At 62.0% G+C, this 23,277-nt stretch carries 22 protein-coding genes; 5 read left to right on the top strand and 17 right to left on the bottom strand.

The features are described 5' to 3' along the window. Positions 1-62 precede the first annotated feature (62 nt). Complete coding sequence (gene guaA / locus BMZ23_RS07445) at positions 63-1,640, bottom strand: glutamine-hydrolyzing GMP synthase (RefSeq protein WP_093474870.1); 1,578 nt, start codon at positions 1,638-1,640, stop codon at positions 63-65. Positions 1,641-1,752: 112 nt separating this feature from the next. Next, positions 1,753-3,225 (bottom strand): IMP dehydrogenase, encoded by a 1,473-nt coding sequence (gene guaB, locus BMZ23_RS07440; protein WP_093474867.1) that lies wholly within the window; start codon positions 3,223-3,225, stop codon positions 1,753-1,755. Positions 3,226-3,362: 137 nt separating this feature from the next. On the opposite strand from guaB, the gene xseA reads away from it, so the two are divergent. From xseA to leuA, 3 genes are all read left to right on the top strand, one after another. Then, entirely contained in the window at positions 3,363-4,757 is a 1,395-nt protein-coding gene (gene xseA, locus BMZ23_RS07435; protein ID WP_093474865.1) for an exodeoxyribonuclease VII large subunit, read from the top strand. Between the two features lie 3 nt (positions 4,758-4,760). After that, positions 4,761-5,594 (top strand): peptidoglycan DD-metalloendopeptidase family protein, encoded by an 834-nt coding sequence (locus BMZ23_RS07430; RefSeq protein ID WP_093474862.1) that lies wholly within the window; start codon positions 4,761-4,763, stop codon positions 5,592-5,594. 193 nt (positions 5,595-5,787) lie between these two features. Next, positions 5,788-7,458 carry a 2-isopropylmalate synthase gene (gene leuA, locus BMZ23_RS07425; RefSeq protein ID WP_093474859.1) on the top strand — a complete coding sequence of 557 codons (1,671 nt, stop codon included), beginning with the start codon at positions 5,788-5,790 and terminating at the stop codon, positions 7,456-7,458. 39 nt (positions 7,459-7,497) lie between these two features. Here the strand turns inward: leuA and der are convergent, their stop codons facing one another. The 12 genes from der to trmJ form a co-directional block, all read right to left on the bottom strand. After that, positions 7,498-8,976 (bottom strand): ribosome biogenesis GTPase Der, encoded by a 1,479-nt coding sequence (gene der, locus BMZ23_RS07420; protein ID WP_093474856.1) that lies wholly within the window; start codon positions 8,974-8,976, stop codon positions 7,498-7,500. Positions 8,977-9,058: 82 nt separating this feature from the next. Then, positions 9,059-10,204: an outer membrane protein assembly factor BamB gene (gene bamB, locus BMZ23_RS07415; RefSeq protein WP_281242312.1), complete on the bottom strand. Its 1,146-nt coding sequence runs from the start codon at positions 10,202-10,204 to the stop codon at positions 9,059-9,061. Next, positions 10,201-10,845, bottom strand: a complete 645-nt coding sequence (locus tag BMZ23_RS07410) for a YfgM family protein (protein ID WP_093474853.1) — start codon at positions 10,843-10,845, stop codon at positions 10,201-10,203. The genes bamB and BMZ23_RS07410 overlap by 4 nt, the downstream gene beginning before the upstream one ends. A gap of 37 nt (positions 10,846-10,882) precedes the next feature. Continuing rightward, positions 10,883-12,160: a histidine--tRNA ligase gene (gene hisS / locus BMZ23_RS07405; protein ID WP_281242311.1), complete on the bottom strand. Its 1,278-nt coding sequence runs from the start codon at positions 12,158-12,160 to the stop codon at positions 10,883-10,885. Between the two features lie 16 nt (positions 12,161-12,176). Beyond that, entirely contained in the window at positions 12,177-13,289 is a 1,113-nt protein-coding gene (gene ispG / locus BMZ23_RS07400; protein WP_093474850.1) for a flavodoxin-dependent (E)-4-hydroxy-3-methylbut-2-enyl-diphosphate synthase, read from the bottom strand. 3 nt (positions 13,290-13,292) lie between these two features. Then, entirely contained in the window at positions 13,293-14,252 is a 960-nt protein-coding gene (locus BMZ23_RS07395; RefSeq protein ID WP_093474847.1) for a RodZ domain-containing protein, read from the bottom strand. Beyond that, positions 14,249-15,001 carry a type IV pilus biogenesis/stability protein PilW gene (gene pilW / locus BMZ23_RS07390; RefSeq protein ID WP_093474844.1) on the bottom strand — a complete coding sequence of 251 codons (753 nt, stop codon included), beginning with the start codon at positions 14,999-15,001 and terminating at the stop codon, positions 14,249-14,251. The genes BMZ23_RS07395 and pilW overlap by 4 nt, the downstream gene beginning before the upstream one ends. A 25-nt stretch (positions 15,002-15,026) precedes the next feature. Then, a complete protein-coding gene (gene rlmN, locus BMZ23_RS07385; protein WP_093475154.1) occupies positions 15,027-16,172 on the bottom strand; it encodes a dual-specificity RNA methyltransferase RlmN in 1,146 nt (381 codons plus the stop codon). A 35-nt stretch (positions 16,173-16,207) separates the two neighbouring features. Next, a complete protein-coding gene (gene ndk, locus BMZ23_RS07380) occupies positions 16,208-16,639 on the bottom strand; it encodes a nucleoside-diphosphate kinase (protein ID WP_093474841.1) in 432 nt (143 codons plus the stop codon). Between the two features lie 154 nt (positions 16,640-16,793). Beyond that, a complete protein-coding gene (locus tag BMZ23_RS07375) occupies positions 16,794-17,948 on the bottom strand; it encodes an IscS subfamily cysteine desulfurase (RefSeq protein WP_093474837.1) in 1,155 nt (384 codons plus the stop codon). Then, positions 17,948-18,757 carry a serine O-acetyltransferase gene (gene cysE, locus BMZ23_RS07370; protein ID WP_093474834.1) on the bottom strand — a complete coding sequence of 270 codons (810 nt, stop codon included), beginning with the start codon at positions 18,755-18,757 and terminating at the stop codon, positions 17,948-17,950. Before cysE ends, BMZ23_RS07375 begins: the two co-directional genes overlap by 1 nt. Positions 18,758-18,759: 2 nt before the next feature. After that, entirely contained in the window at positions 18,760-19,539 is a 780-nt protein-coding gene (gene trmJ, locus BMZ23_RS07365) for a tRNA (cytosine(32)/uridine(32)-2'-O)-methyltransferase TrmJ (RefSeq protein WP_093474831.1), read from the bottom strand. Positions 19,540-19,673: 134 nt separating this feature from the next. Here trmJ and suhB point away from each other — a divergent pair, with 134 nt between their 5' ends. After that, positions 19,674-20,489, top strand: coding sequence for a type III secretion system regulator SuhB (gene suhB / locus BMZ23_RS07360; RefSeq protein WP_093474828.1), 816 nt, complete (start codon positions 19,674-19,676; stop codon positions 20,487-20,489). 9 nt (positions 20,490-20,498) lie between these two features. Here suhB and BMZ23_RS07355 read toward each other — a convergent pair whose 3' ends face one another. The 3 genes from BMZ23_RS07355 to BMZ23_RS07345 all read right to left on the bottom strand — a co-directional run bounded on the left by BMZ23_RS07355 (position 20,499) and on the right by BMZ23_RS07345 (position 22,493). Then, positions 20,499-21,182 (bottom strand): MOSC domain-containing protein, encoded by a 684-nt coding sequence (locus BMZ23_RS07355; protein WP_093474825.1) that lies wholly within the window; start codon positions 21,180-21,182, stop codon positions 20,499-20,501. Positions 21,183-21,210: 28 nt separating this feature from the next. Then, positions 21,211-22,155 (bottom strand): SLAC1 anion channel family protein, encoded by a 945-nt coding sequence (locus BMZ23_RS07350; protein WP_093474822.1) that lies wholly within the window; start codon positions 22,153-22,155, stop codon positions 21,211-21,213. A gap of 146 nt (positions 22,156-22,301) precedes the next feature. Continuing rightward, positions 22,302-22,493 carry a YgaP family membrane protein gene (locus tag BMZ23_RS07345; protein WP_093474819.1) on the bottom strand — a complete coding sequence of 64 codons (192 nt, stop codon included), beginning with the start codon at positions 22,491-22,493 and terminating at the stop codon, positions 22,302-22,304. Between the two features lie 117 nt (positions 22,494-22,610). Between BMZ23_RS07345 and BMZ23_RS07340 the strand changes: the two genes are divergently transcribed. After that, positions 22,611-23,222 carry a Crp/Fnr family transcriptional regulator gene (locus BMZ23_RS07340; RefSeq protein WP_093474816.1) on the top strand — a complete coding sequence of 204 codons (612 nt, stop codon included), beginning with the start codon at positions 22,611-22,613 and terminating at the stop codon, positions 23,220-23,222. Positions 23,223-23,277: the final 55 nt, after the last annotated feature.

Genomic DNA, 23,277 nt, shown 5'->3' with positions numbered 1-23,277 from the left:
CCGGGCCGCACAGCAAAACGCCACGCAGTCAGCTGCGTGGCGTTTTGCTTATTACCGGTCAATCATTCCCACTCAATAGTCGCTGGCGGCTTGCTGGAGATATCGTAGGTGACCCGCGAGACACCGGTTATTTCATTGATGATCCGGTTGGAGACGGTTTCGAGGAACTCGTAGGGCAGGTGCGCCCAGCGCGCGGTCATGAAGTCGATGGTTTCCACCGCACGCAGGGCGATCACCCATTCGTAGCGGCGGCCGTCACCGACCACACCCACCGATTTGACCGGCAGGAATACTGCGAAGGCCTGGCTGGTCTTGTGGTAGAGGTCGGCCTTGCGTAGCTCCTCGATAAAGATATGGTCGGCGCGGCGCAGGATGTCGGCGTAGTCCTTGCGCACTTCAGCGAGGATGCGCACGCCCAGGCCCGGACCGGGGAATGGATGACGGTAAACCATGTCGTAGGGCAGCCCCAGTTCCAGGCCGATCTTGCGCACTTCATCCTTGAACAGTTCACGCAGCGGCTCGACCAGCTGGAACTGCATGTCCTCCGGCAGACCGCCCACGTTGTGGTGCGACTTGATCACATGGGCCTTGCCGGTCTTGGCGCCTGCCGATTCGATCACGTCCGGGTAAATGGTGCCCTGGGCGAGGAACTTGACGCCTTGCAGCTTGGTGGCTTCCTCATCGAATACCTCGATAAAGGTGTGGCCGATGATCTTGCGCTTTTCCTCGGGGTCGGTGACCCCGAGCAGGCGCGAGAGGAACTTGTCCTCGGCGTTGGCGCGGATCACCTTGACGCCCATGTTCTCGGCAAACATGGCCATCACCTGTTCGCCCTCATGCAGGCGCAGCAGGCCATTGTCGACGAATACGCAGGTCAGCTGATCACCGATCGCGCGGTGCAGCAGGGCTGCCACCACCGAGGAGTCAACGCCGCCGGACAGCCCGAGCAGCACCTTGGCATCACCAACCTGGGTGCGTACCGTGGCAATCGCGTCCTCGACAATATTTGATGGTGTCCACAGCGCTTCGCAGCCACACAGCTCGAGGATAAAGCGCGACAGGATACGCAGACCCTGCTTGGTATGGGTGACCTCGGGATGGAACTGCACGCCGTAGAAGTGCCGGCTTTCGTCGCCCATCGCGGCAATCGGGCAGCTCGGCGTGCTGGCCAGGATATGGAAACCCTCGGGCAGACGGATCACCTTGTCACCATGGCTCATCCAGACATCCAGCGAGAGCACGCCATCGGTATCGATATGGTCTTCGATGCCGGCGAAGAACCGGCTTTTGCCAACGATATCGACCCGCGCATAGCCGAACTCACGTTCATCCGAACCTTCGACCTTGCCGCCCAGTTGTTCGGCCATGGTCTGCATGCCGTAGCAGATGCCCAGCACCGGCACGCCCATCTCGAATACCTGCTGCGGCGCACGCGGGGTGTCTTCCAGGGTCACTGACTCAGGACCACCGGCGAGGATAATCCCGCGCGGTGCGAACCCGGTAATCGCTGCCGGATCCATGTCCCAGGGGTGGATTTCACAATAAACACCGATCTCGCGTACCCGGCGGGCGATCAGTTGGGTGTACTGCGAACCGAAGTCCAGAATCAGGATGCGGTGGGCGTGAATATCGTGGGACATGGGTGTTCCTCAGAGAAATTAAGCAGCAAGCTTAAAGCGACAAGCTACAAGCAAAAGCAGATCTGCTTGCAGCCTGGAGCTTGTCGCCTGCCGCTGGTCGGCTAAGCCGCGCTCAGCCGACGCGGTAATTCGGGGCTTCCTTGGTGATCTGCACGTCATGCACGTGGGATTCACTCATGCCGGCGCCGGTAATGCGCACGAATTCCGGCTTGCTGCGCATCTCTTCGATGGTTGCACAGCCAGTGTAGCCCATCGAGGCACGCAGTCCGCCCATCAACTGGTGGATGATCGCCGCCAGCGGCCCCTTGTAGGGCACCCGACCTTCGATGCCCTCGGGCACCAGTTTCTCGGCACCGGCACTGGAATCCTGGAAATAGCGGTCGGCCGAGCCACCGCCGGCATTCGCCATGGCACCCAGCGAGCCCATGCCACGGTAGGCCTTGTAGGAGCGGCCCTGGAATAGCTCGACTTCGCCAGGCGCCTCTTCGGTACCGGCAAACATCGAGCCCATCATCACCACCGAGGCACCGGCGGCAATTGCCTTGGCCAGATCGCCGGAGAAGCGGATGCCGCCATCGGCAATCAGCGGCACACCGGTATCCTTGAGTGCGGCAGCGACATCGGCAATTGCCGAGATCTGCGGCACGCCGACACCGGCAACAATACGGGTGGTACAGATGGAACCGGGACCGATGCCAACCTTGACCGCATCGGCACCGGCCTCGGCCAGCGCACGGGCAGCCGCGCCAGTGGCAATATTGCCACCAATCACCTGGATTGCCGGGAAGTTGTCCTTGACCCAGCGGACCCGGTCGATAACACCCCTGGAGTGACCGTGGGCAGTGTCGACGATAATCACGTCAACCCCGGCAGCGGCCAATGCCGCCACCCGGTCCGGGGTGTCGGCGCCGGTGCCGACTGCCGCGCCGACGCGCAGGCGACCCTGGTCATCCTTGCTGGCCCAGGGATAGGCACGGGCCTTCTCGATATCGTTGACGGTCATCATGCCGCGCAGCTGGAACTGGTCGTTCACAATCAGCACGCGCTCGATGCGGTGACGGTGCAGCAGCTTGCGCACCTCCTGCATGTCGGCGCCTTCCTTGACCGTAACCAGACGCTCCTTCGGGGTCATCACATCGCGCACCCGCGCCTGCATGTCGGTTTCGAAACGCACATCACGCGAGGTAACAATGCCAACCAGGTTGCCGTTGTACATCACCGGCACCCCGGAGATGTTGTTCTGCCGGGTCAGATCAAACAGCTGACCAACGGTGGCGTCGGCATCAATGCAGATCGGATCACGCACTACGCCGGATTCGTAGCGCTTGACCTTGCGCACTTCGGCGGCCTGCTGCTCGATGGTCATGTTCTTGTGGATAATGCCCATGCCGCCTTCCTGGGCCATGGCAATCGCCAGGCGCGCTTCGGTTACGGTATCCATGGCCGCCGACAGCAGCGGAATGTTCAGTTCGATCCCGCGGGTCAGCCGGGTCTTGAGGCTGACGTCCTTGGGCAGCACTTCGGAATATCCGGGTACCAGCAGAACATCGTCGAAGGTAAGGGCTTCTTGACTGATTCGCAGCATCGCAGGGGGCTCCCAGGCGGGAAAAATGGAAGCGCGTCATTATACCTATGCAACCCCCTGCACTCAATTGCCGATCGACGGACAAACCCATCATTCTGTGTTTTCCCGCGACCGGCAACACAGGATAAGATGCCGACATGAATGACGACCTGCTGTTTCAGAGCCTGTCCCGGAGCCGGGAAATTCTCAGTGTCAGCCAGCTGAATGCGCGCGCACGCGGGCTGCTGGAAGAGGTGTTTGCCCAGGTCTGGGTGGAGGGTGAGCTGTCCAACCTGTCGCGCCCCTCCTCCGGGCATCTGTATTTCACCCTGAAGGACAGTCGCGCACAGATTCGCTGCGCATTGTTTCGTCAGCACGCCCAGCGCCATCGCCTGGAGCTGCGCGACGGTCTGCTGCTGCGCGCCCGTGGCCGGGTCAGCCTGTACGAGGGCCGCGGCGACTATCAGCTGATCGTCGACAGTCTGGAACCGGCCGGCGATGGCGCGCTGCGCCAGGCCTTCGAGGCGCTCAAGGCACGGCTGCAGGCCGAAGGCCTGTTTGACGCGCAGCGCAAGCGCCCGCTGCCCGCCCACCCGCAGCGCGTCGGTATCATCACCTCGCCGAGCGGCGCGGCCCTGCGCGACATCATCAGCGTGTTCCAGCGCCGCGCGCCCTGGATCGAACTGCTGGTGATGCCGGCGGCAGTCCAGGGCAACGATGCCGCGCCGCAGCTGATCGAGGCGCTGCGCCGCGCTTCCAGCGCCGGGCTGGATGCGCTGATCATTGGCCGTGGCGGCGGTTCGCTGGAGGACCTCTGGCCATTCAATGAGGAAGCCGTGGCCCGGGCACTGGCCGCCTGCCCGCTACCGACCATTAGCGCCGTCGGCCACGAGACGGATTTTTCCATCTGTGACTTCGTTGCCGATCTGCGTGCGCCGACGCCCTCGGCGGCCGCCGAGCTGCTGAGCCCGGACCGGCAGACACTGCTGCGCCAATTCCAGTTGCTGCAGCGTCAGCTGCAGGCACGCATGGCCGATCGACTGGCCCGCGAGCAACTGCGCCTGCACAGTCTGCGCCAGCGCCTGCGCCATCCCGGCGAACGTCTGGCCCAGCAGGCGCAGCGACTGGATGAGCTGGAGCTGCGCCTGCGCCGCGCCCAGTGCCAACAGCTGGCGGCCCAGCAACAACGCCTGCAACGGCTGGATGACCGCTTGCGCGCACGGCATCCGGGCCGCCAGTTGCAATTGTTCGAACAGCGCCTGCAACACCTGCAGCAGCGCCTGCCAAGGGCCATGCTGCAGCAACTGGAAAAGCGTCGTCAGCGCTTTGAAGCGCTGCTGCACAGCCTGCATCTGGTCAGCCCGCTGGCCACCCTGGGGCGCGGCTACAGCATCCTGCTCGATCAGCAGGGACAAGCCGTGCGCAGCGCCTGGCAGACCCGCCCCGGCCAGCGGCTGCAGGCCCGCCTGCAGCATGGCCAGCTGAACCTGCGCGTTGAAGCTGACACACCTGAAGCCCCACCTGAAACCCTGCCCCTGCCCCTGTCGGACTGAACCATGCTGCTGCGTACCGCCCTGCTGCTGTTGCTGTCACTGCTGAGCCTGCCGAGCCTCGCCGAGGGCGGCTTTATCACCCGCCTGCTGCACAAGCCGGTCCCCGGCGGGGTGGCGGTGATCGGTCTGCCGGAACAGCCGCAGGCACCGCGTGCCAGTTACAACGGCCAGCCACTGCTGGTCATCCGTGAGGACGGCCAGCGCTGGATCGCCATCGCCGGCATCCCCCTCGGCACCGCCAGCGGCGAGCAGCAGGTAGAGCTGGACGACGGCCGCTCGCTGCGCTTCAGCGTCAACAGCCGGGAATACCCGGCGCAGCACATCACCCTGCGCAACCAGCAGCACGTCACCCCTGACCCGGCGCACCAGCGCCGCATCCAGCGCGAACTGCAGGAACAACTGGCGGCCTACGCCACCTTCAGTGCGCGCCAACCGAGCAACCTGCTGTTTGATCGACCGGTCAACGGGCGCCTGTCCAGCCCCTTTGGCGTACGCCGGTTCTTCAACGGCGAGGAACGCAATCCGCATTCCGGGCTGGACTTTGCCGTGCCCGCCGGCACACCGATCAAGGCACCAGCGGCCGGCCGGGTAATTCTCACCGGCGACTATTTCTTCAATGGCAAGACGGTATTTGTCGATCACGGCCAGGGGCTGGTCAGCATGTTCTGCCACCTGTCGGCCATCGACGTGGCGGTTGGTGACGAGCTGCCGCGCGGCGGCCATATCGGCAAGGTCGGCGCCACCGGACGCGCCACCGGCCCTCACCTGCACTGGAATGTCAGCCTGAACAATGTGCGGGTGGACCCGAGCATCTTTATCGGCGCCTACATTCACTGAGCGCCCGCGCAATTTTCCAACAGGCAAGCGCCTCAAAATGCAATTTATTCCACAGAAAACCACAAAAAAGACAGAACTCACCAATTTTTTGCAATCACTTGCAAGCAGACAAAAGCAAAACTAGTCTTTGGCGCATCACAGCACCAATCCAGCTCCCATTTCCGCCCACAAGGCCCAGCGCAGGAAACACGCCATGAGCATGCTTGCCGATCCCTCCCGCAAATACCGCGCCTTCCAGCCTATCGCTCTGGCCGACCGCCAGTGGCCATCAAACACCATCACCGAAGTGCCGATCTGGTGCAGCTCGGATCTGCGCGATGGCAACCAGTCGCTGATCGAACCCATGGACCCGGCGAAAAAGCTGCGGTTTTTCCAGACGCTGGTGAAGGTTGGCCTGAAGCAGATCGAGGTAGCCTTCCCCTCGGCCTCGCAGACCGACTTCGACTTCGTGCGCACACTGATCGAGGGCAACCACATCCCCGACGATGTGACCATCCAGGTGCTGACCCAGGCCCGCGAGGACCTGATCCGCCGCACCTTCGAGTCCCTGCGCGGCGCCAAACGCGCCATCGTGCATGTATACAACGCCACCGCGCCCAGTTTCCGGCGCATCGTGTTCAATCAGGACAAGGCCGGGGTGGTCGAGATTGCAGTGAATGCCGCGCGACTGATCCGCGACCTGGCTGCCGAACAGCCGGACACCGACTGGCAATTCCAGTACTCGCCGGAAATCTTCAGCTCCACCGAGCTGGACTTCGCCGTTGAGGTCTGCGATGCGGTGCTGGATGTCTGGCAGCCGACCCCCGAGCGCAAGGTGATTCTCAACCTGCCGGCCACCGTGGAAGTCTCCACGCCGAATATCTACGCCGACCAGATCGAGTGGTTCTGCCGGCACATCAGCCGCCGCGACAGCGTGCTGATCAGCCTGCACACCCACAACGACCGCGGCACTGGCGTGGCGGCCACCGAGCTTGGCTTGCTGGCCGGCGCCGACCGTGTCGAGGGCTGTCTGTTCGGCAATGGCGAGCGTACCGGCAATGTCGATCTGGTGACCCTGGCGCTGAACATGTACACCCAGGGATTACACCCGGGGCTGGACTTTTCCGATATCGACGCGGTGCGCAAGGTCGTGGAAGAGTGCAACCAGTTACCGGTCCATCCGCGCCACCCCTATGTCGGCGATCTGGTGCATACCGCCTTCTCCGGCTCGCACCAGGATGCCATTCGCAAGGGTTTTGCCCAGCAGAACCCGGAGGGTATCTGGGAAGTTCCCTATCTGCCGATTGACCCAGCCGATATTGGCCGCAGCTACGAGGCGGTGATCCGCGTCAACAGCCAGTCGGGCAAGGGCGGCATCACCTTCCTGCTCGAGCAGGAGTACGGCATCAGCCTGCCGCGACGCCTGCAGATCGAGTTCAGCCAGGTAGTACAGAGTGAAACCGACCGCCTTGGCCTGGAGCTCAGCGCCCTGCAGATTCATCAACTGCTTGACCGTGAATACCTGCAACTGAAGTCACCCTACCAGCTGGTCGGGCATCGCCTGCAGGAGGAAAACGGCACCAGTGCGGTGGATCTGCAAGTGCAGACCGACGAGGGGGCCGAACACTGGCAGGGCATTGGCAAGGGGCCGCTGGAAGCCCTGGTGGCCTCGCTGCCGATCCGCGTAGAGATCATGGACTACCACGAGCACTCGATCGGCTCCGGCACCAACGCACGGGCTGCCGCCTACATCGAACTGCGTTTGCAGGGCCAGCGTCCGCTGCATGGCATCGGTATTGACGAGAACATCACCACGGCCAGCTTCCGCGCCCTGTTCAGCGCGCTCAACCGCGCGCTGCGGATTGCTGACAGTCAGGCCGCCTGATCCTCAACACGGCCTGCCGGTCCAGCCGGCAGGCAACTCTCAGCGCTTGTCCTTGCGCTTCTTGTCGGCCTTCTTGTGGTGGCTCATCAGGCGCTTCTTGCGGTTGACCTGACGTTCGGTCAGCGGGTTCTTGCGATCGGCAAATGGGTTGTCGCTACCCTTGTACTCCACCCGTAATGGTGTCCCCACCAGTTTCAGCACCTTGCGGAAGGTGTTCTCCAGATAGCGCGTATAGGAGCGCGGCACACTGTCGACCTGATTGCCGTGGACAATAATGATCGGTGGATTTGAACCACCCAGGTGCGCATAGCGCAGCTTGATACGACGACCATTGACCAGCGGCGGCTGGTGCTCACTGACCGCATCCTCGAGGATTTCGGTCATGCGTTTGGTCGGCACTTTGGTCATGGCGCTGGCGAATGCCTGGTCCACCGACTTGTACAGCAAGCCCACGCCGCTACCATGCAGGGCGGAGATGAAGTGGATATCGGCAAACTGGGCAAAGATCAGCCGGCGCTGCAGTTCGGTCTTGACGAAGGCCTTCTGCTCCTCGGCCATGCCATCCCACTTGTTTACCGCAATCACCAGCGCACGGCCAGCTTCCAGCACAAAGCCCAGCAGATTCAGATCGTGCTCGACAATGCCCTCGCGGGCATCCACCACAAAGATCACCACGTTGGCGTCCTGGATGGCCTGCAAGGTCTTCACCACCGAGAACTTTTCCACTGCCTCGAAGATCTTGCCGCGCTTGCGCACACCGGCAGTGTCGATCAGCGTGTAGGGCTTGTCGTGTCGCTCGTAGGGAATGTAGATACTGTCGCGGGTGGTGCCAGCCTGGTCGAAGACCACCACGCGGTCTTCGCCAAGCATGCGGTTGACCAGCGTCGACTTGCCGACATTGGGTCGCCCGATCACCGCGATCTTGGTACCTCGCGGCTTGATCACGCGCGCCTCGGCGGTCTGCGTCACGACGCCTTCTTCGCCAGCGGCTGCGTCATGCCCAGCCTCGTCCTGCTCTGCCGGCTGCTCCTCCGCCGGGCCAAACACAGCCTCCAGCATGGGGTTGATGTTGCGCCCGTGGGCAGCAGCAATCCCCAGCGGCTCACCGAGCCCCAGCGCGGCAAACTCGCCCAGAATGGCATCCGGGTCGGCACCGTCTATCTTGTTGGCGATGACAAAGGCATGCTTGTTACGCTTGCGCAGGTGATCAGCAATCATCTCGTCGGCAGCGGTGCGGCCGGCACGCGCATCGACCAGAAAGAGCACCGCATCGGCCTCTTCGATGGCCTGCAGCGACTGACCAGCCATCAGCTCGTCGATCCCCTGCTCATCGCCACTGATACCGCCAGTATCGATCACGATATACGACTGGCCGCGCCAGCTGGCCTCACCGTACTTGCGGTCGCGGGTCAGGCCGGCAAAATCGGCTACCAGCGCATCGCGACTCTTGGTCAGACGGTTGAACAGGGTGGACTTGCCGACATTCGGCCGCCCCACCAGGGCGATGACAGGTACCATGAAAACTCCGCGCACAGGCCTGAAAAAGACGACGGCCGCTGCACCTGTGCGCAGCGGCCGCCAAAGTATAACCGCTTTTGGATTACTTCAGCCGCAGGGCGACCAGATCACCGCTGTTGCCGTACACATAGATCCGGTCACCGACCACCAGCGGCTGCACACGCACCCCTTTACGGTCAACCCGCAAACGCGCCGTAGGCCGTCCATCGGTTTGTGCCAGCAGATGGATATAGCCCTGATAGTCAGCTACTGCCACATGACTGCTGAATACCGCCGGTGCAGTCAGTTGTCGGCGCAGCATCGACTCATTGCGCCACACGGGGGTACCGCGCGCCGCATCAAAGGCTTCGACCACGCCGTCGGCATGACTCAGATAGACCACGCCCAATGAGGCCGAGGCACCGCCATGACTGGAGGCTGGACGTTGCCAGCGCACCTGCCCGCTGGCCGCATCCAGTGCTGCAATGTTGCCCTGGAAAGTGGCGACATACAGGGTCTCGCCAACCAGTTCCAGATCGCCATCAATATCTACCATACGCTCCAGCTCCGAGCGCCCCTGTGGCTGGGCAACCCGTTGCTCCCAGAGCGGCAGGCCGGTATCGGCAGCCAGCGCCACCACCCGACCACTGGCCAGACCGGCAAAAACGGTGCGAATGGTAACCAGCGGAGCAGCGTGACCACGCACGGTCAGCACCGGCAGGCTGGACTCGTAGATCCAGCGACGCTCACCGCTGGTAATGTCGAGCGCCTCTAGCGTGTCATCCAGCGTCTGAACCACTACCACATCGCCATTGCTTTGCGGTGGTGCCAGCACTTCACTGGATACCCGGGCACGCCAGAGCTCACTGCCATCGGCTTCATCGAGGGCAATGACTTCGCCATCCAGAGTGCCGACCAATACACGGCCGCCGCCCACACCCACAGCACCGGACATGCGCTCTTTGAGACGACTGCGCCAGCGTATCGAACCGTCATCACGATCCATCGCCACCACCTGTCCACGGGCATCCGCAGCGTAAAGTGTCAGACCGTCAAGCGCAGGCACCAGATGGTTGAGGCCCTTGCCCTGACCAACACCGATATTGCGCTTCCAGCTACGCTCCAGCTCGACTTCGCTGCTGAACTTTTCCAGCTCGGCCGGCTTCAGCTCCTTCTTGGAAGCGCTGCCACAGCCGGCAAACATAAGGGCTGCAGCAGTCACCAGCACTACTTTGGCGAGACTATTCAAAGGACTTCCTCCGCCAGATCATCCAGCTTGAGTTGCAACTGCGGTCGTGCCCGCGGGTCTTCCACGGCAGCAATGGCTGCCTGATAGGCAGCGCGCGCCTCGTCAGTACGCTCCAGTTGCAGCAACAGATCACCACGTACTTCTTCACGCCCGGCCAACAACTCGCCACGTACGTCGCCGCTGAGCAGCGCCAAGCCTTCCTCGGCACGCGACAACTCACCCAGCACACGAGCCAGCCGCTGACTGGCGACTTCCTTGAGAATTGGATCACCCTTGAAGGCTGCCGCCTCACGCAGCAGCTTTTCAGCAGCGTCCAGATCATCCGCCTCTACCGCCAGACGCGCCTGCATCAAGGCGGCATAACCCGCATAGCGTGATTTCGGATAGTCAGCACGCAGTTGCTCGGCAAGGGCTGCCGCACGAATGCGAGCCTCGACGCCTTCGCTTTCCAGCGTACTTTCCAGCATGTTCTGGTACAGCGCGCTGGCATTTGCCGCCAGGCCGTCCTGATAGTTGTTCCAGCCCTGCCAGCCAAAGGTGCCGGCCAGCGCCAAAGCCACCCCGGTCAGCAGGGGCATGCCATGACGCTTCCACATTTCCTTTAGCTTTTCTACCTGTTCTTCGTCTGACTGGTAACTCACACTTTGCTCCTTTGCCTGCTGCCAGTACGGCAGTGCTTCAAATCAGTGACTGCAATTGCGCTGCCAGCGCATCCCACTCCAGCGTCAACTGCTCGCCTTCCGCGCGCAGCGGCTTGAGGCCAACCTGGCGGCGGGCCGCCTCCTCCTCGCCAAGAATCAGCGCATAGAGCGCACCGGACTTGTCGGCCTTCTTGAACTGGCTCTTGAAGCTTCCGCCGCCACAATGCACCAGCAGGCGCAGCCCCGGCAAGGCGTCACGCAACTGTTCGGCCAGTTGTACACCAGCCAGTGCGGCCTGATCCCCCAGGGTAACCAGATACACATCAACCTGACGCGACAGTTCAGCCGGCACCTGCTCAAGCGTCTGAATCAGCAGCAGCAACCGCTCAATGCCCATGGCAAAACCCACCGCCGGTGCCGACTTGCCACCCAGTTGCTCGACCAGTCCATCATAACGTCCACCAGCACACACGGTACCTTGGGCACCCAGGCGGTCGGTAGTCCATTCGAACACTGTCAGTCCATAGTAATCCAGCCCGCGAACCAGGCGCGGATTGATCACGTAGGGCACACCAGCCGCCTCCAGCAAGGCAGTCAGGCCGGTAAAGTGCGCGCGCGCCTGATCATTCAGGTAGTCGGCCAGCTTGGGCGCATCAGTCAGCAATGCCTGGGTATCGGGATTCTTGCTGTCGAGCACGCGCAGCGGATTGCTGTCGAGACGCCGCTGACTGTCCTCGTCCAGCTGATCGAAACGGGCCCTCAGGTACTCGACCAGATCGGCGCGGTAGCGGGCCCGATCCTCGATGCTGCCCAGGCTGTTCAGCTCGAGGGTCACCGCCTCACGCAGGCCCAGTTGCTGCCACAGGCGCCAGCACAGGATGATCAGTTCGGCATCTATGTCCGGCCCGCCAAGATTGAAGGTTTCCACGCCAATCTGGTGGAACTGCCGGTAGCGGCCTTTTTGCGGACGCTCATGGCGGAACATCGGACCGTTGTACCAGACCTTGTGACTGACTCCGCCACCGAGCAGGCCATGCTCGAGCATGGCGCGCACGCAACCGGCAGTGCCCTCGGGACGCAGGGTCAGCGAGTCGCCATTGCGGTCGGCAAAGGTATACATTTCCTTCTCAACGATATCGGTGACTTCGCCGATAGAGCGCTTGAACAGTTCGGTCGACTCGACAATCGGCAGGCGTATCTGCTGATAGCCGTAACCGGCCAGCAGCCCTGCCACTGTGGATTCCAGGTACTGCCACAGGGCGCTATCGCCTGGCAGTATGTCGTTCATGCCGCGAACGGCCTGCAGATTCTTCAAACGGGTATTCCTCGATTCAGCCACGGGCGATGGTATTGGCTTCCAGCGCCTGCTTTTGTGCAATCTTGTCGCGGATCATGCGTTCCAGGGTGTCGACCAGATGCGCGTTGTCGACTTTGCTGTCCGGTATGCCGCCGCGGTAGATCAGGTTCATCGGGCTGCCGCCGGTCAGGCCGATATCGACCTCCTTGGCCTCACCCGGGCCATTTACCACGCAGCCGATCACCGCAACATCCAGCGGGGTCAGCACATCCTCAAGCCGCGACTCCAGCTCGTTCATGGTCTTGACCACGTCGAAGTTCTGCCGCGAGCAACTGGGACAGGCAATAAAATTGATACCACGCGAGCGCAACCGCAGCGACTTGAGAATGTCGTAGCCAACGCGGATTTCCTCCACCGGATCGGCGGCCAGCGACACCCGGATGGTATCGCCGATACCATCCGCCAGCAGCATGCCCAGCCCGACCGCAGACTTCACGGTACCGCTGCGCAGGCCACCGGCCTCGGTGATGCCAAGGTGCAATGGCTGCTCTATCTGGCTGGCCAGCAGGCGGTAGGCACCGACCGCCATAAACACATCGGAAGCCTTGACGCTGACCTTGAAGTCCTGAAAATCCAGCCGATCCAGGTGCTCGACATGCCGCAACGCCGATTCCACCAAGGCCTCGGGCGTCGGTTCGCCGTACTTCTTCTGCAGGTCCTTCTCCAGCGAGCCGGCATTCACCCCGATACGGATCGGAATGCCATGGTGTCGGGCGGCATCCACCACCGCACGCACACGATCCTCGCGGCCGATATTGCCGGGATTGATGCGCAGACAGTCAACGCCGAGCTCAGCAACCCGCAGGGCGATGCGGTAATCGAAATGGATATCCGCCACCAGTGGCACCTCGACCTGCCGGCGAATTTGCCCGAAGGCCTCGGCGGCCTCCATGCTCGGCACCGAGACTCTTACTATATCGGCGCCGACGGCTTCCAGCCGGCGGATCTGTGCCACCGTGGCCTCGACGTCACAGGTTTCGGTGTTGGTCATGCTCTGCACCGAGATCGGTGCGTCGCCGCCCACCTTTACCTTGCCGACACTGATCTGACGGGACTGCCTGCGCTTGACCGAAGATTCCTGGTGCATCTGTCATTCCTGCTGGGCAACACGCAGGCGAAGAACACCGCTGCGATTGCTGTCAAACTCGACCTTGCGGCCCTGATAATGAACACTCTGAACGGCCTGGGCGGCACCCAGCACCAGATCCAGCGGGCCAGGGTGGCGCATCTCTATCTGCTGACCGGCGCGCATCAATGCACTGTGTAACACCTGTCCGCCTGCGCTGATCTGAACCCAGCAATCTGCAGAAAAGTCCAGACGCAGCAGATCACGTGTATCGGCAGACAATTCCGCCTGCCCGGACGGCTGTGCAGTTTCAACGGGGAACGCCTCTGCCGGCACATCATCCTGTGGTTGCAAAGACTCTTCACTGGCCGCCGCCTCGGCGGACTCCGCGTCTCCCGTCTGTGCGGCGGATTCTGACGGCATCAAACGGTCAATTTCGGCCAGCGCACTGGCCAGCTCGGGGCTGGGCGGCGCACTCAGCATATCCGGCATTGCCATGGCATCGATGCGGATATCTTCAAGTGCCTGCAACTGGCTGCCAGTATCATCCAGTGCGGGATTGTCGCGTTTCTCCTGCCACCACAACACCAGGCTGGCAACAATCAGCAGCAGCATCAGCATTGAGCTCAACTTGAGCAGTCGAGAGCCCTTGCGACGGGAATGCAGCTCGATACGACCGCTCGGCACGGGCGCCGGACGTGTTACCAGCGTGCCTCGCACACGGTCAAATTCAAGCGCCAGACGATTTGGATCCAACCCCAGCAAACGGGCATAGCTGCGAATATAGCCACGTGAAAACGCATCACCCGGCAACTTGCTCCAGGCGCTTGCTTCAATGTTCGCAACAACCTGTCGGGACAGTTTCAAGCGTGCGGCCACATCCTGCAACGCAAGCCCCTGGGACTCACGTGCATTACGCAGCGTGGTACCTGGGTCGTCAGGTCGCTGTATCTCTACAGGCTCGTGCAACGAATCCTGGCTCATTGCCCCTCCGCATCACGCAGGGCCGCAGCTTCCTGACTGGCAGGGTAAAGTCGACGCAGTTGCAACGCATAGCTGGCGGCGCGGCTGTGATCCTCAAAGCGTTTAGCCATCCGGTAGCCTAGCCAGAGAGTCGAGGCGTCCTGGGGTGCCTGCTGGGTAAAGCCGAGGTAATAATTCCAGGCCGGCACGTAGTTCTGCGCCTCGAACTCAATCCGCGCCAGCTCCAGCAGCGCCTGGGGCTGGCGGCTGTTCAGGCGCAGCGCACGCTCGAAGTGGCTGCGAGCATTCTCGTTATCCCCCATTTGCCGGTAGGTCAGGCCGAGATTCTCGAATACCCGCGAGCGCTCACCGTACATATTGTCTTCAGCGGCCTTCTGGAACTGTGTCAGCGCCTCTGGATAACGCTGCTGTTGCAACAGGAATGCACCGTAGTTGTTCAACAGCCGGGAATTATTCGGATCAGACGACAATGCCTGGCGATAATGCTTTTCTGCGGTCTTGTATTCGCCTTCCTGCTGGAATACCAGTGCCAGTACCATGTTGGCCTGGGCCGATCGCGGATCTATTGCCAGTGCATCAGCCAACGGCTTCTTGGCCCGTTCGGTCTCACCTTCCTGCAAAAAACCTATTCCCAGAGCAATAAAGGCATCACGGGCGGCTTGCGGGTCGGCCTTGCGCGGCTGGTCACCGGTACTGACACAACCGGAAACCAGTACTGCTGCCAACAGCAATGGCGTGAACTTGTTCATCAGTGTCTCTCCCTGGCTGAAGCGTTCATCTGTTGTTCTGGGTGTCGGCAACCGACTCACCGGCTTCCAGTTGGCGCACTGCAATATAGCGCTGGCTGCGCCGGGTGCGGTCCATTACCTGGCCGACCAACTGACCACAGGCCGCGTCGATATCCTCTCCCCGTGTGGTACGCACGGTAACATTGAAAGCGGCCTGCTGCAGAAGTTCCTGAAAACGCCGGATGGCATTGTTGCTGGGACGCTGGTAGCCGGAATGCGGGAACGGATTGAACGGAATCAGGTTGATCTTGCAGGGGGTATCGCGCAGCAGCTCGATCATCTGCCGGGCATGTTCCGGCTGGTCGTTGACTCCAGCCAGCAGGGTGTACTCGATGGTCAGCACGCGCTTCTCGCCAAGCCGGGCAATGTAGTTGCGACAGGCCTGCAGCAGCACCGCCAGCGGATACTTGCGGTTCAGCGGCACCAACTGGTCACGCAGCGCATCATTCGGGGCATGCAGCGACAGCGCCAGCGACACGTCAATGTCATCGGCGAGGCGCTCGATCATCGGCACCACACCGGAGGTCGACAGGGTCACCTTGCGCTTGGAAATGCCATAGCCAAGGTCATCCATCATGATGCGCATGGCATTAACCACGTTGTCGTAGTTCAGTAGCGGCTCGCCCATGCCCATCATCACCACATTGGTGATGGCACGGTCGATCTTCGCCGGCACGGTGCCGAACGACTTGTTGGCGATCCACACCTGACCGATGATCTCGGCCGCGGTCAGATCGCTGTTGAATCCCTGTTTGCCGGTGGAACAGAAACTGCAATCCAGCGCACAGCCGGCCTGCGACGACACACACAGGGTGCCGCGGCCATTCTGCGGGATGTACACGGTTTCCACACAGCTGCCGGACGCCACACGCACTACCCACTTGCGCGTGCCGTCGGCGGAAATGTCTTCGCTGACCACTTCCGGACCACGAATCTCGGCCTGCGCCTTGAGCTTTTCACGCAGGGCCTTGCCGAGGTTGGTCATGTCATCGAAGTTGTCGACCCCGAAGTGATGGATCCATTTCATCACCTGACCGGCGCGGAAACGTTTTTCTCCGAGCTGTTCGAAGAAGGCTTCCAGCTGCGCCTGGGTCAGGCCCAGCAGATTGGTCTTGCCGGTCGGTTCGGTCATGGCGGTCACATCACTTCAGGTTCGGGAGTCAGTGCTCAGCGGGTACGCGGGCACAGCTCGGTTTCGGCGAAGAAGTAGGCCACTTCGCGGGCAGCCGAGGTGGTGGAGTCGGAACCGTGTACCGCGTTGGCATCGATCGACTCGGCGAAGTCAGCGCGGATGGTGCCGGCAGCGGCTTCCTTGGGGTTGGTGGCGCCCATCAGCTCGCGATTTTTCAGGACGGCGTTCTCGCCTTCCAGCACCTGAACCACGACCGGACCGGAGGTCATAAAGCCAACCAGATCCTTGAAGAACGGACGCTCCTTGTGCTCGGCGTAGAAGCCTTCGGCGTCGGACTGGGAAAGTTGCACCATCTTGGCGGCAACCACACGCAGGCCAGCGTCTTCGAAACGGCTGATGATCTTGCCGATTACGTTCTTGGCAACGGCGTCGGGCTTGATGATGGACAGGGTACGTTCTACGGCCATGGAAATCTCCGGATGGATGGCTGATTAATGGGTTGGGTGGAAAGTTTAACCCGCGGATTATACGCGCATTGCAGGCTGATGCATAACTGCGCAACAGCCCCACAGGCGGCCAATTGCGCCTGCGGACATCTGCAGATACGAAAGGAAGCGGCGGTCAGGCCGCGCTGCGCAGGCGGGTTACCACGTCACAGAGAATTGCGGCGGCTCGCTCCACCTCAGCCTCATCGGTGAAACGTCCCAGCGACAGGCGCAGCGAACTGTGCGCCAGCGCATCCGGCAGGCCTATGCCGCGCAGCACATAGGAGGGCTCGACCGACGCCGAGGTGCAGGCAGAACCGGTGGACAGAGCGATATCCTTGAGTGCCAGCAGCAACAACTCGCCATCCACCCCGGCGAAGGCCAGATTCAGGTTGTGCGGCACCCGCTGGCTGGCACTGCCGTTCAGGCTGACATCCGGCAGATCGGCCAGCCCGTCGAGCAGCCTCTGGTGCAGGGCGGCAATCCGGGCATTTTCCATATCCAGCAACTGTCCGGCCATGGCAAAGGCCTCACCCATGCCAACCAGCTGATGGGTCGGCAGGGTCCCGGAACGCAAGCCGCGCTCATGACCGCCACCGTGGATCTGCGCCAGCGGCCGGGCTTCCAGACCACGGCGCACATAGAGCGCGCCAACCCCCTTGGGGCCATAGGTCTTGTGCGCACTGAACGACATCAGGTCAACCGACAGGTTGCGCAAATCAATCGGCAGCTTGCCGGTCGACTGTGCCGCATCCACATGGAATACCGCGCCGTGTTCACGGCACAGCGCACCCAGCGCGGCGATATCGTTGATGGTGCCGATCTCGTTATTGACATGCATCAGCGACACCAGCTGGGTGTCCTCGCGCAACGCCTCGGCCAGTTGCTCGGGATGGATCACCCCGTCAGCTCCCGGACGCAACCAGGTCACCTCAAAGCCACGCCGTTCCAGCTCGCGAAAACTGTCGAGTACCGCCTTGTGCTCGATCTGCGAGGTAATCAGGTGCCTGCCACGTCCGGCCAGCGCCTCGGCCATGCCCTTGATTGCCAGGTTGTCGGACTCGGTGGCGCCCGAGGTCCAGACGATCTCGCGCGGGTCGGCACCGACCAGATCGGCCACCTGCCGGCGTGCCAGCTCAACCGCCTCCTCGGCCTGCCAGCCATACAGGTGCGAGCGCGAGGCCGGATTGGCAAAATTGCCGTCCAGGGTCAGGCAGGCACACATCTTCTGCGCCACCTGCGGATCAACCGGGGTGGTCGCGGCATAGTCGAGGTAGATCGGCAGACGCATCAGCGCGGCTCCGTTGGCGTTGGCGGGGCATCAGCCGCCGGCTGATCATCGCGCAACGCCTCGAAGTCCTGGTCATCCAGCACCGGCAGCTCCTTGGCGCAGTAATCACTGCCAAGGTCGCTGAGTGCCTTGCACATACCCTCCAGCCGGGCATCCACCGCATGCAGGTGATCGAGCATCTGGCCGATGGCCTTGGCCACCGGGTCCGGCATATCCGGTGATACGCCGTAGGCATCGAAGCCAAGCTTTTCCGCCATGGCCTGACGCCGCGCGCACTGCTCGTCACCACCGTCAGCCTCGCGCGTGATGATCCGCCCGGGAATACCAACCGCCGTAGCACCGGCCGGCACCGCCTTGGTCACCACCGCGTTGGAACCGATCTTGGCGCCCTTGCCAACACTGAATGGCCCCAGCACCTTGGCACCGGCGCCAACCACCACGCCGTCCTCAAGCGTCGGGTGACGCTTGCCCTTGTTCCAGCTGGTACCGCCCAGGGTGACCCCCTGATAAAGGGTGACATCGTCACCGATCTCGGCGGTTTCGCCGATCACCACGCCCATGCCATGATCGATAAAGAAGCGCCGGCCAATGCGTGCGCCCGGGTGAATCTCGATGCCGGTCAGCCAGCGCGAGAAGTTCGACACCGCCCGCGCCAGCCAGAAGGCATTGCGCCGCCACAACGCATGCGCAACCCGATGCAGCCAGACCGCATGCAGGCCCGGGTAGCAGGTCACCACCTCGAAGGTATTGCGCGCGGCCGGGTCCCGGTGAAACACGCTGGCTATGTCTTCCTTCATGCGCTCGAACATGATCAGCTTCTCCGCTCGCCGGCGGCCTGGACGCCAACGGCTTTCTGGGTTTCTGTGAGGATGCCGCGCAGTATGTTGATTTCCATGCGGTTCAAACCGGTGCGCCCGTAGAGTCGACGCAGGCGCGGCATCAGCTGCCGGGGTTTCTGCGGGTCATGGAAGCCGATTTCAACCAGCACCTGCTCCAGATGGGCATAAAAATGCTCCAACTCCTCAGCGGTCGCGGGAATTTCGTTATGGATCGCGGTGGTCTCAACCTTGTGCATCTTGGTCGGCAGCCCCTCGCGGGCCAGCTGCGCCATGCGCAGCTCGTAGCTCAGCACCTGCACTGCGGCAGCCAGATTCAGCGAGCTGAAGTCCGGATTGGAGGGAATATGCACATGGTACTGGCAGCGCTGCAGTTCATCGCTGGTCAGCCCCGAGTCCTCGCGACCAAACACCAGCGCAATCGGCGCCGCCGGCAACTCGGCAAGCTGGTCGAGCACCTTGCCGGCGGATTCCCGCGGATCCAGCACCGGCCAGGGAATGCGCCGGTCGCGGGCACTGGTGCCCATGACCAGCACGCAATCGGCAATCGCCTCTTCCAGCGTCGTCACCACCTGCGCCTGCTGCAACACATCATCGGCGCCGGCTGCACGTGCACGCGCTTCGGGATCGGGGAAGCGCTCCGGATCGACCAGTACCAGCCGGCTCAGCCCCATGTTTTTCATGGCCCGCGCGGCGGCGCCGATATTGCCGGGATGGCTGGTATTGACCAGAACGATACGGACCGAATCGAGCACCGTGAACTCCAGAAAACAGGGGGAAGTTAGCTTCGCATCTTACAAAATGCAGGCCCTGATGACCATTCATCAATCTGCAGCTTTCTGCTACAATCCCCCGATTCCCCCGTTCCTTTACATTCCGAGACAGTCCTATGCAGCCGATGCTGAATATCGCCCTGCGCGCCGCGCGCAGCGCCGGAGAACTCATTTACCGTTCCATGGATCGACTGGATGCCCTGACCGTCAGCGAAAAGGATGCGCGCGACTACGTATCCGAAGTCGACCGGGCCGCCGAACAGGCGATCATCCAGCAACTGCGTAAAACCTTCCCCGACCACGGCATCCATGCCGAGGAATCCGGGTTCCAGCCAGGACATGGCGAAGGCGCGGACATTGTCTGGATCATCGACCCGCTGGACGGCACCACCAACTTCCTGCGTGGCGTGCCGCACTTTGCGGTGAGCATTGCCTGCCGCATCAAGGGCCGCATCGAACATGCGGTGATTCTCGACCCTATCCGTCAGGAAGAGTTCACCGCCAGTCGCGGTCGTGGCGCCGCCCTTAATGGCAAGCGCCTGCGCGTGAGCAAGCGCAAATCGCTGGAAGGCGCCCTGCTGGGCACCGGCTTCCCGTTCCGCGACAACCAGCTCGACGCCCTGGACAACTACCTCGGGATGTTCCGCAGCCTGGTCGGCCAGACCTCCGGCATCCGCCGCTGCGGCGCTGCCAGCCTGGATCTGGCCTATGTTGCCGCCGGCCGCTATGACGCCTTCTGGGAATTCGGCCTGGCCGAGTGGGACATGGCTGCCGGTTGCCTGCTGATCCAGGAAGCCGGCGGACTGGTCAGCGACTTCACCGGCAACCACCAGCACCTGGAAAAGGGCCACGTGGTCGCCGGCAACCCGAAATGCTTCAAGGCAGTACTCACTGCCATCCAGCCGCACCTGACGCCGGCAATGAAGCGTTGAAATAAAAACTCAGGCAGCACCGTACAAGCGGTGCTGCCAATCCTCCACCGCGCCGCTATCCAGCCGCCGCTGCAGCACAGTTCGCCAACTATCGGCCAGCTCCGGCAGTGCCGCCAGCTCGACCAGGGCCGGGCGATTCAGGCAGTCGCGATAGAAAAGCTCAAGAATTCGTTGCAAGCTCCAGCCCGGATGTGGACGCTCCAGCAGCTGCAACTCGCAGCCCGCCCATACCCGTCCCGGCTGCAGCACCCTGTAGTACCAGCCAGTACGCATCTGTTGCTGCACCGCCAGTGACACACCCGGGTGACCAAAGCGCTGATTGAGTCGCCAGCACGGCTGACGCGCCTGCGACACCTGCACCTGCGACTCGCCCAACGTAAATATATCACCGATACACACGTCGACTTCGGTCAGTCCGTAGGCCGAGATATTTTCACCAAAAGCACCGGGTTGCCACTCAGCCGCCAGCTCCGGCAACAACTCGCACCAGGCCAGATAGTGCTCTGCCGGATAATGGTGCAACGCCTTCTCCACGCCGCCGTGGTGCCTGGTATCACCCTGCTGGTCACCCTGCAATCCGGTTTCCGCAAGCCACGACTCGGTCACTGGCTGCTTGAAAATCCCTGTCTCAAGACCGCTATTGGCCAAAGGCTGCAGCCGCCCTACCCGTACCTGCTGGACTTCCACTTTCATCCTGAATGCTCCGCTCGCCATAAAGCGCTCAGTGTACGGATTCATTACGCAGCAGTGCCAGCAAGGTACGCAGGAATATCAACACAATCAGAAGCGTCACCGCTGCCACCAGCAGCAGCTGCGGCCACAGCCAGGTCACACCGATGGCATTGGCATACTGCAGGCTGGCGGCAACAAAGGCTGCCGAAGGAAAGCTCCAGGCCCACCAGGAGGGATAGAAAGGCAGCCTGGCAAAAGCCGGCAAGCGCGCCAACAGCAACAGTGCCACCAGCACACTGCAGCCATACAGCAGGCGCACCAGCACGGCCACCTCACCAGCCAGCAACAGCGCGCTGACCGAACCCACCGCCGGCGGCGCCAGCAGTATTGCCAGCGTTGGCATCAGCGGCGGCTCCAACGCGGGCCCGGTAATAAGCCGCTGAAATACAATGGCTGAAAGGATCAGCCAAAACACCAGGCCAGCCGCAAAGAACAGCCAGGCGGTTTCAATCCAGCCAGCGGGCACAGCAGCCAACGGCACCACAATCAGCCCCACAGGGGGAATAAACCAGGCCGGATTGATCGCCACTGCAGGCTGCTCGCCACCAAACCAGCGATTAATGATTACAACGCTGAAGAACACCTGCAGCAACGCACCAGATTGCCATAACAGCGCACCGAAACCTGGCCACCCGGTCTGCAACAGCGCCCCCAGCAACACAAGCCCGATCGATAGTGCCGGCAGGAAGTTGATGCGCAACGGATGTCCAAGCTCACCACGGACGGCTTGCGGGCTACGCCGATACTTTGCGACATAACCGACCAGAAACGCAGCCAATACCAGCAACCCCAGCCAGCTCAATAACTGGCTGACCAGCGCCGGCCACTGCAGCAACAATTCCAATTGACGCCAGACCATCCCCAGTCCGGCAATACCCATTACCGACGCCAACAACGGCAATGGCAGCGCCTGGCGTATTCCAGTGTTCTGCATATCTGCCACCTCGTCTTTCGCAACAAACAAAAAAAGGGCGCCCGGGCAGGAAATCAAGCCTGCCAAGGGCGCCCGAAGCACGATTGACAGCCCCACGCTGAACAATCGGTGTCAACCTTCGCTCTGCCGCTAAAAGCAGAACGGCATCACTTACCGGTCTTGCAGGTCTTGATCCCGAAGATCGAGTAAGCCGGACAGTTACCCAACGCAGCGGTCAGCAATGGCACCAGACCAATCCAGCCCCAGGGCGTCTGCGGCCCAACAAATACCAGCGCGATCAGCACCAGCCCGACCAGCGCCCGAACCAGACGATCAGCATTACCCATGTTTTTACCCATCTCGATTACCTCCAGCAACGGATGTTGATGGCGCAATGTTAGACTTGGCCGCTGATGCGTTCAGTGACCACAGTCACACAACGGCGATTTTTGTCTGGATTTATCAAGGGAGCCACGATGCCCAGCCACAGCCTGCTCGACAGCCTGCCTGGAGAACTGCGCCAGTATGCCGACCGCCACCTGCATCCTGTTGCCCTGCAGCCCGGACAGATCATCTTCCGCTCCGGCGACCAGTGCCAAGGGCTCCCGCTATTGCTGTCCGGCTCGGTACGGGTGCAGATGCTGGGTGCCAGCGGCAATGGCATCGTGTTGTACCGCATGGGCCAGGATGATATCTGCACGTTGTCGATTGGCTGCCTGATGAGCCAGCGCGATTACCGGGCAGAGGCGCTGGTCGAGGAAGCCGGCAGCGCCCTGTTGCTGCCGCGTGACAGCTTTGAACGATTGCTCGACGCGTCTCCGGCCTTCCGCCGGCTGGTACTGGCCTCTTACGGTCGCCGTCTGGACGACCTGATGATGCTGGTCGAGGAAGTCGCCTTCCGCCGCATGGACCAGCGTCTGCTCGACTGGCTGCAACAGCACACCGATCAGCGCTGCATCCAGATCACCCATCAGGAACTGGCCGAGGAACTGGGTACCGCCCGCGAAGTGGTCAGCCGGCTGCTCAAGGAGCTTGAGCGCGAGGGCCGTGTGCAGCTTGGTCGGGGGCGAATCGACCTGCTGCAATAGCCGGGATCAGGCACAAAAAACCCGGCCAGCGGCCGGGTTCTTGAGCAGACAGGCC

It is taken from the genome of Halopseudomonas yangmingensis (genome assembly GCF_900114825.1).
In the GTDB taxonomy this organism is placed as follows: Bacteria; Pseudomonadota; Gammaproteobacteria; order Pseudomonadales; family Pseudomonadaceae; genus Halopseudomonas; species Halopseudomonas yangmingensis.
Note: the sequence above shows the minus strand (reverse complement) of the source record. Positions and strands in the feature narration are given on the sequence as shown.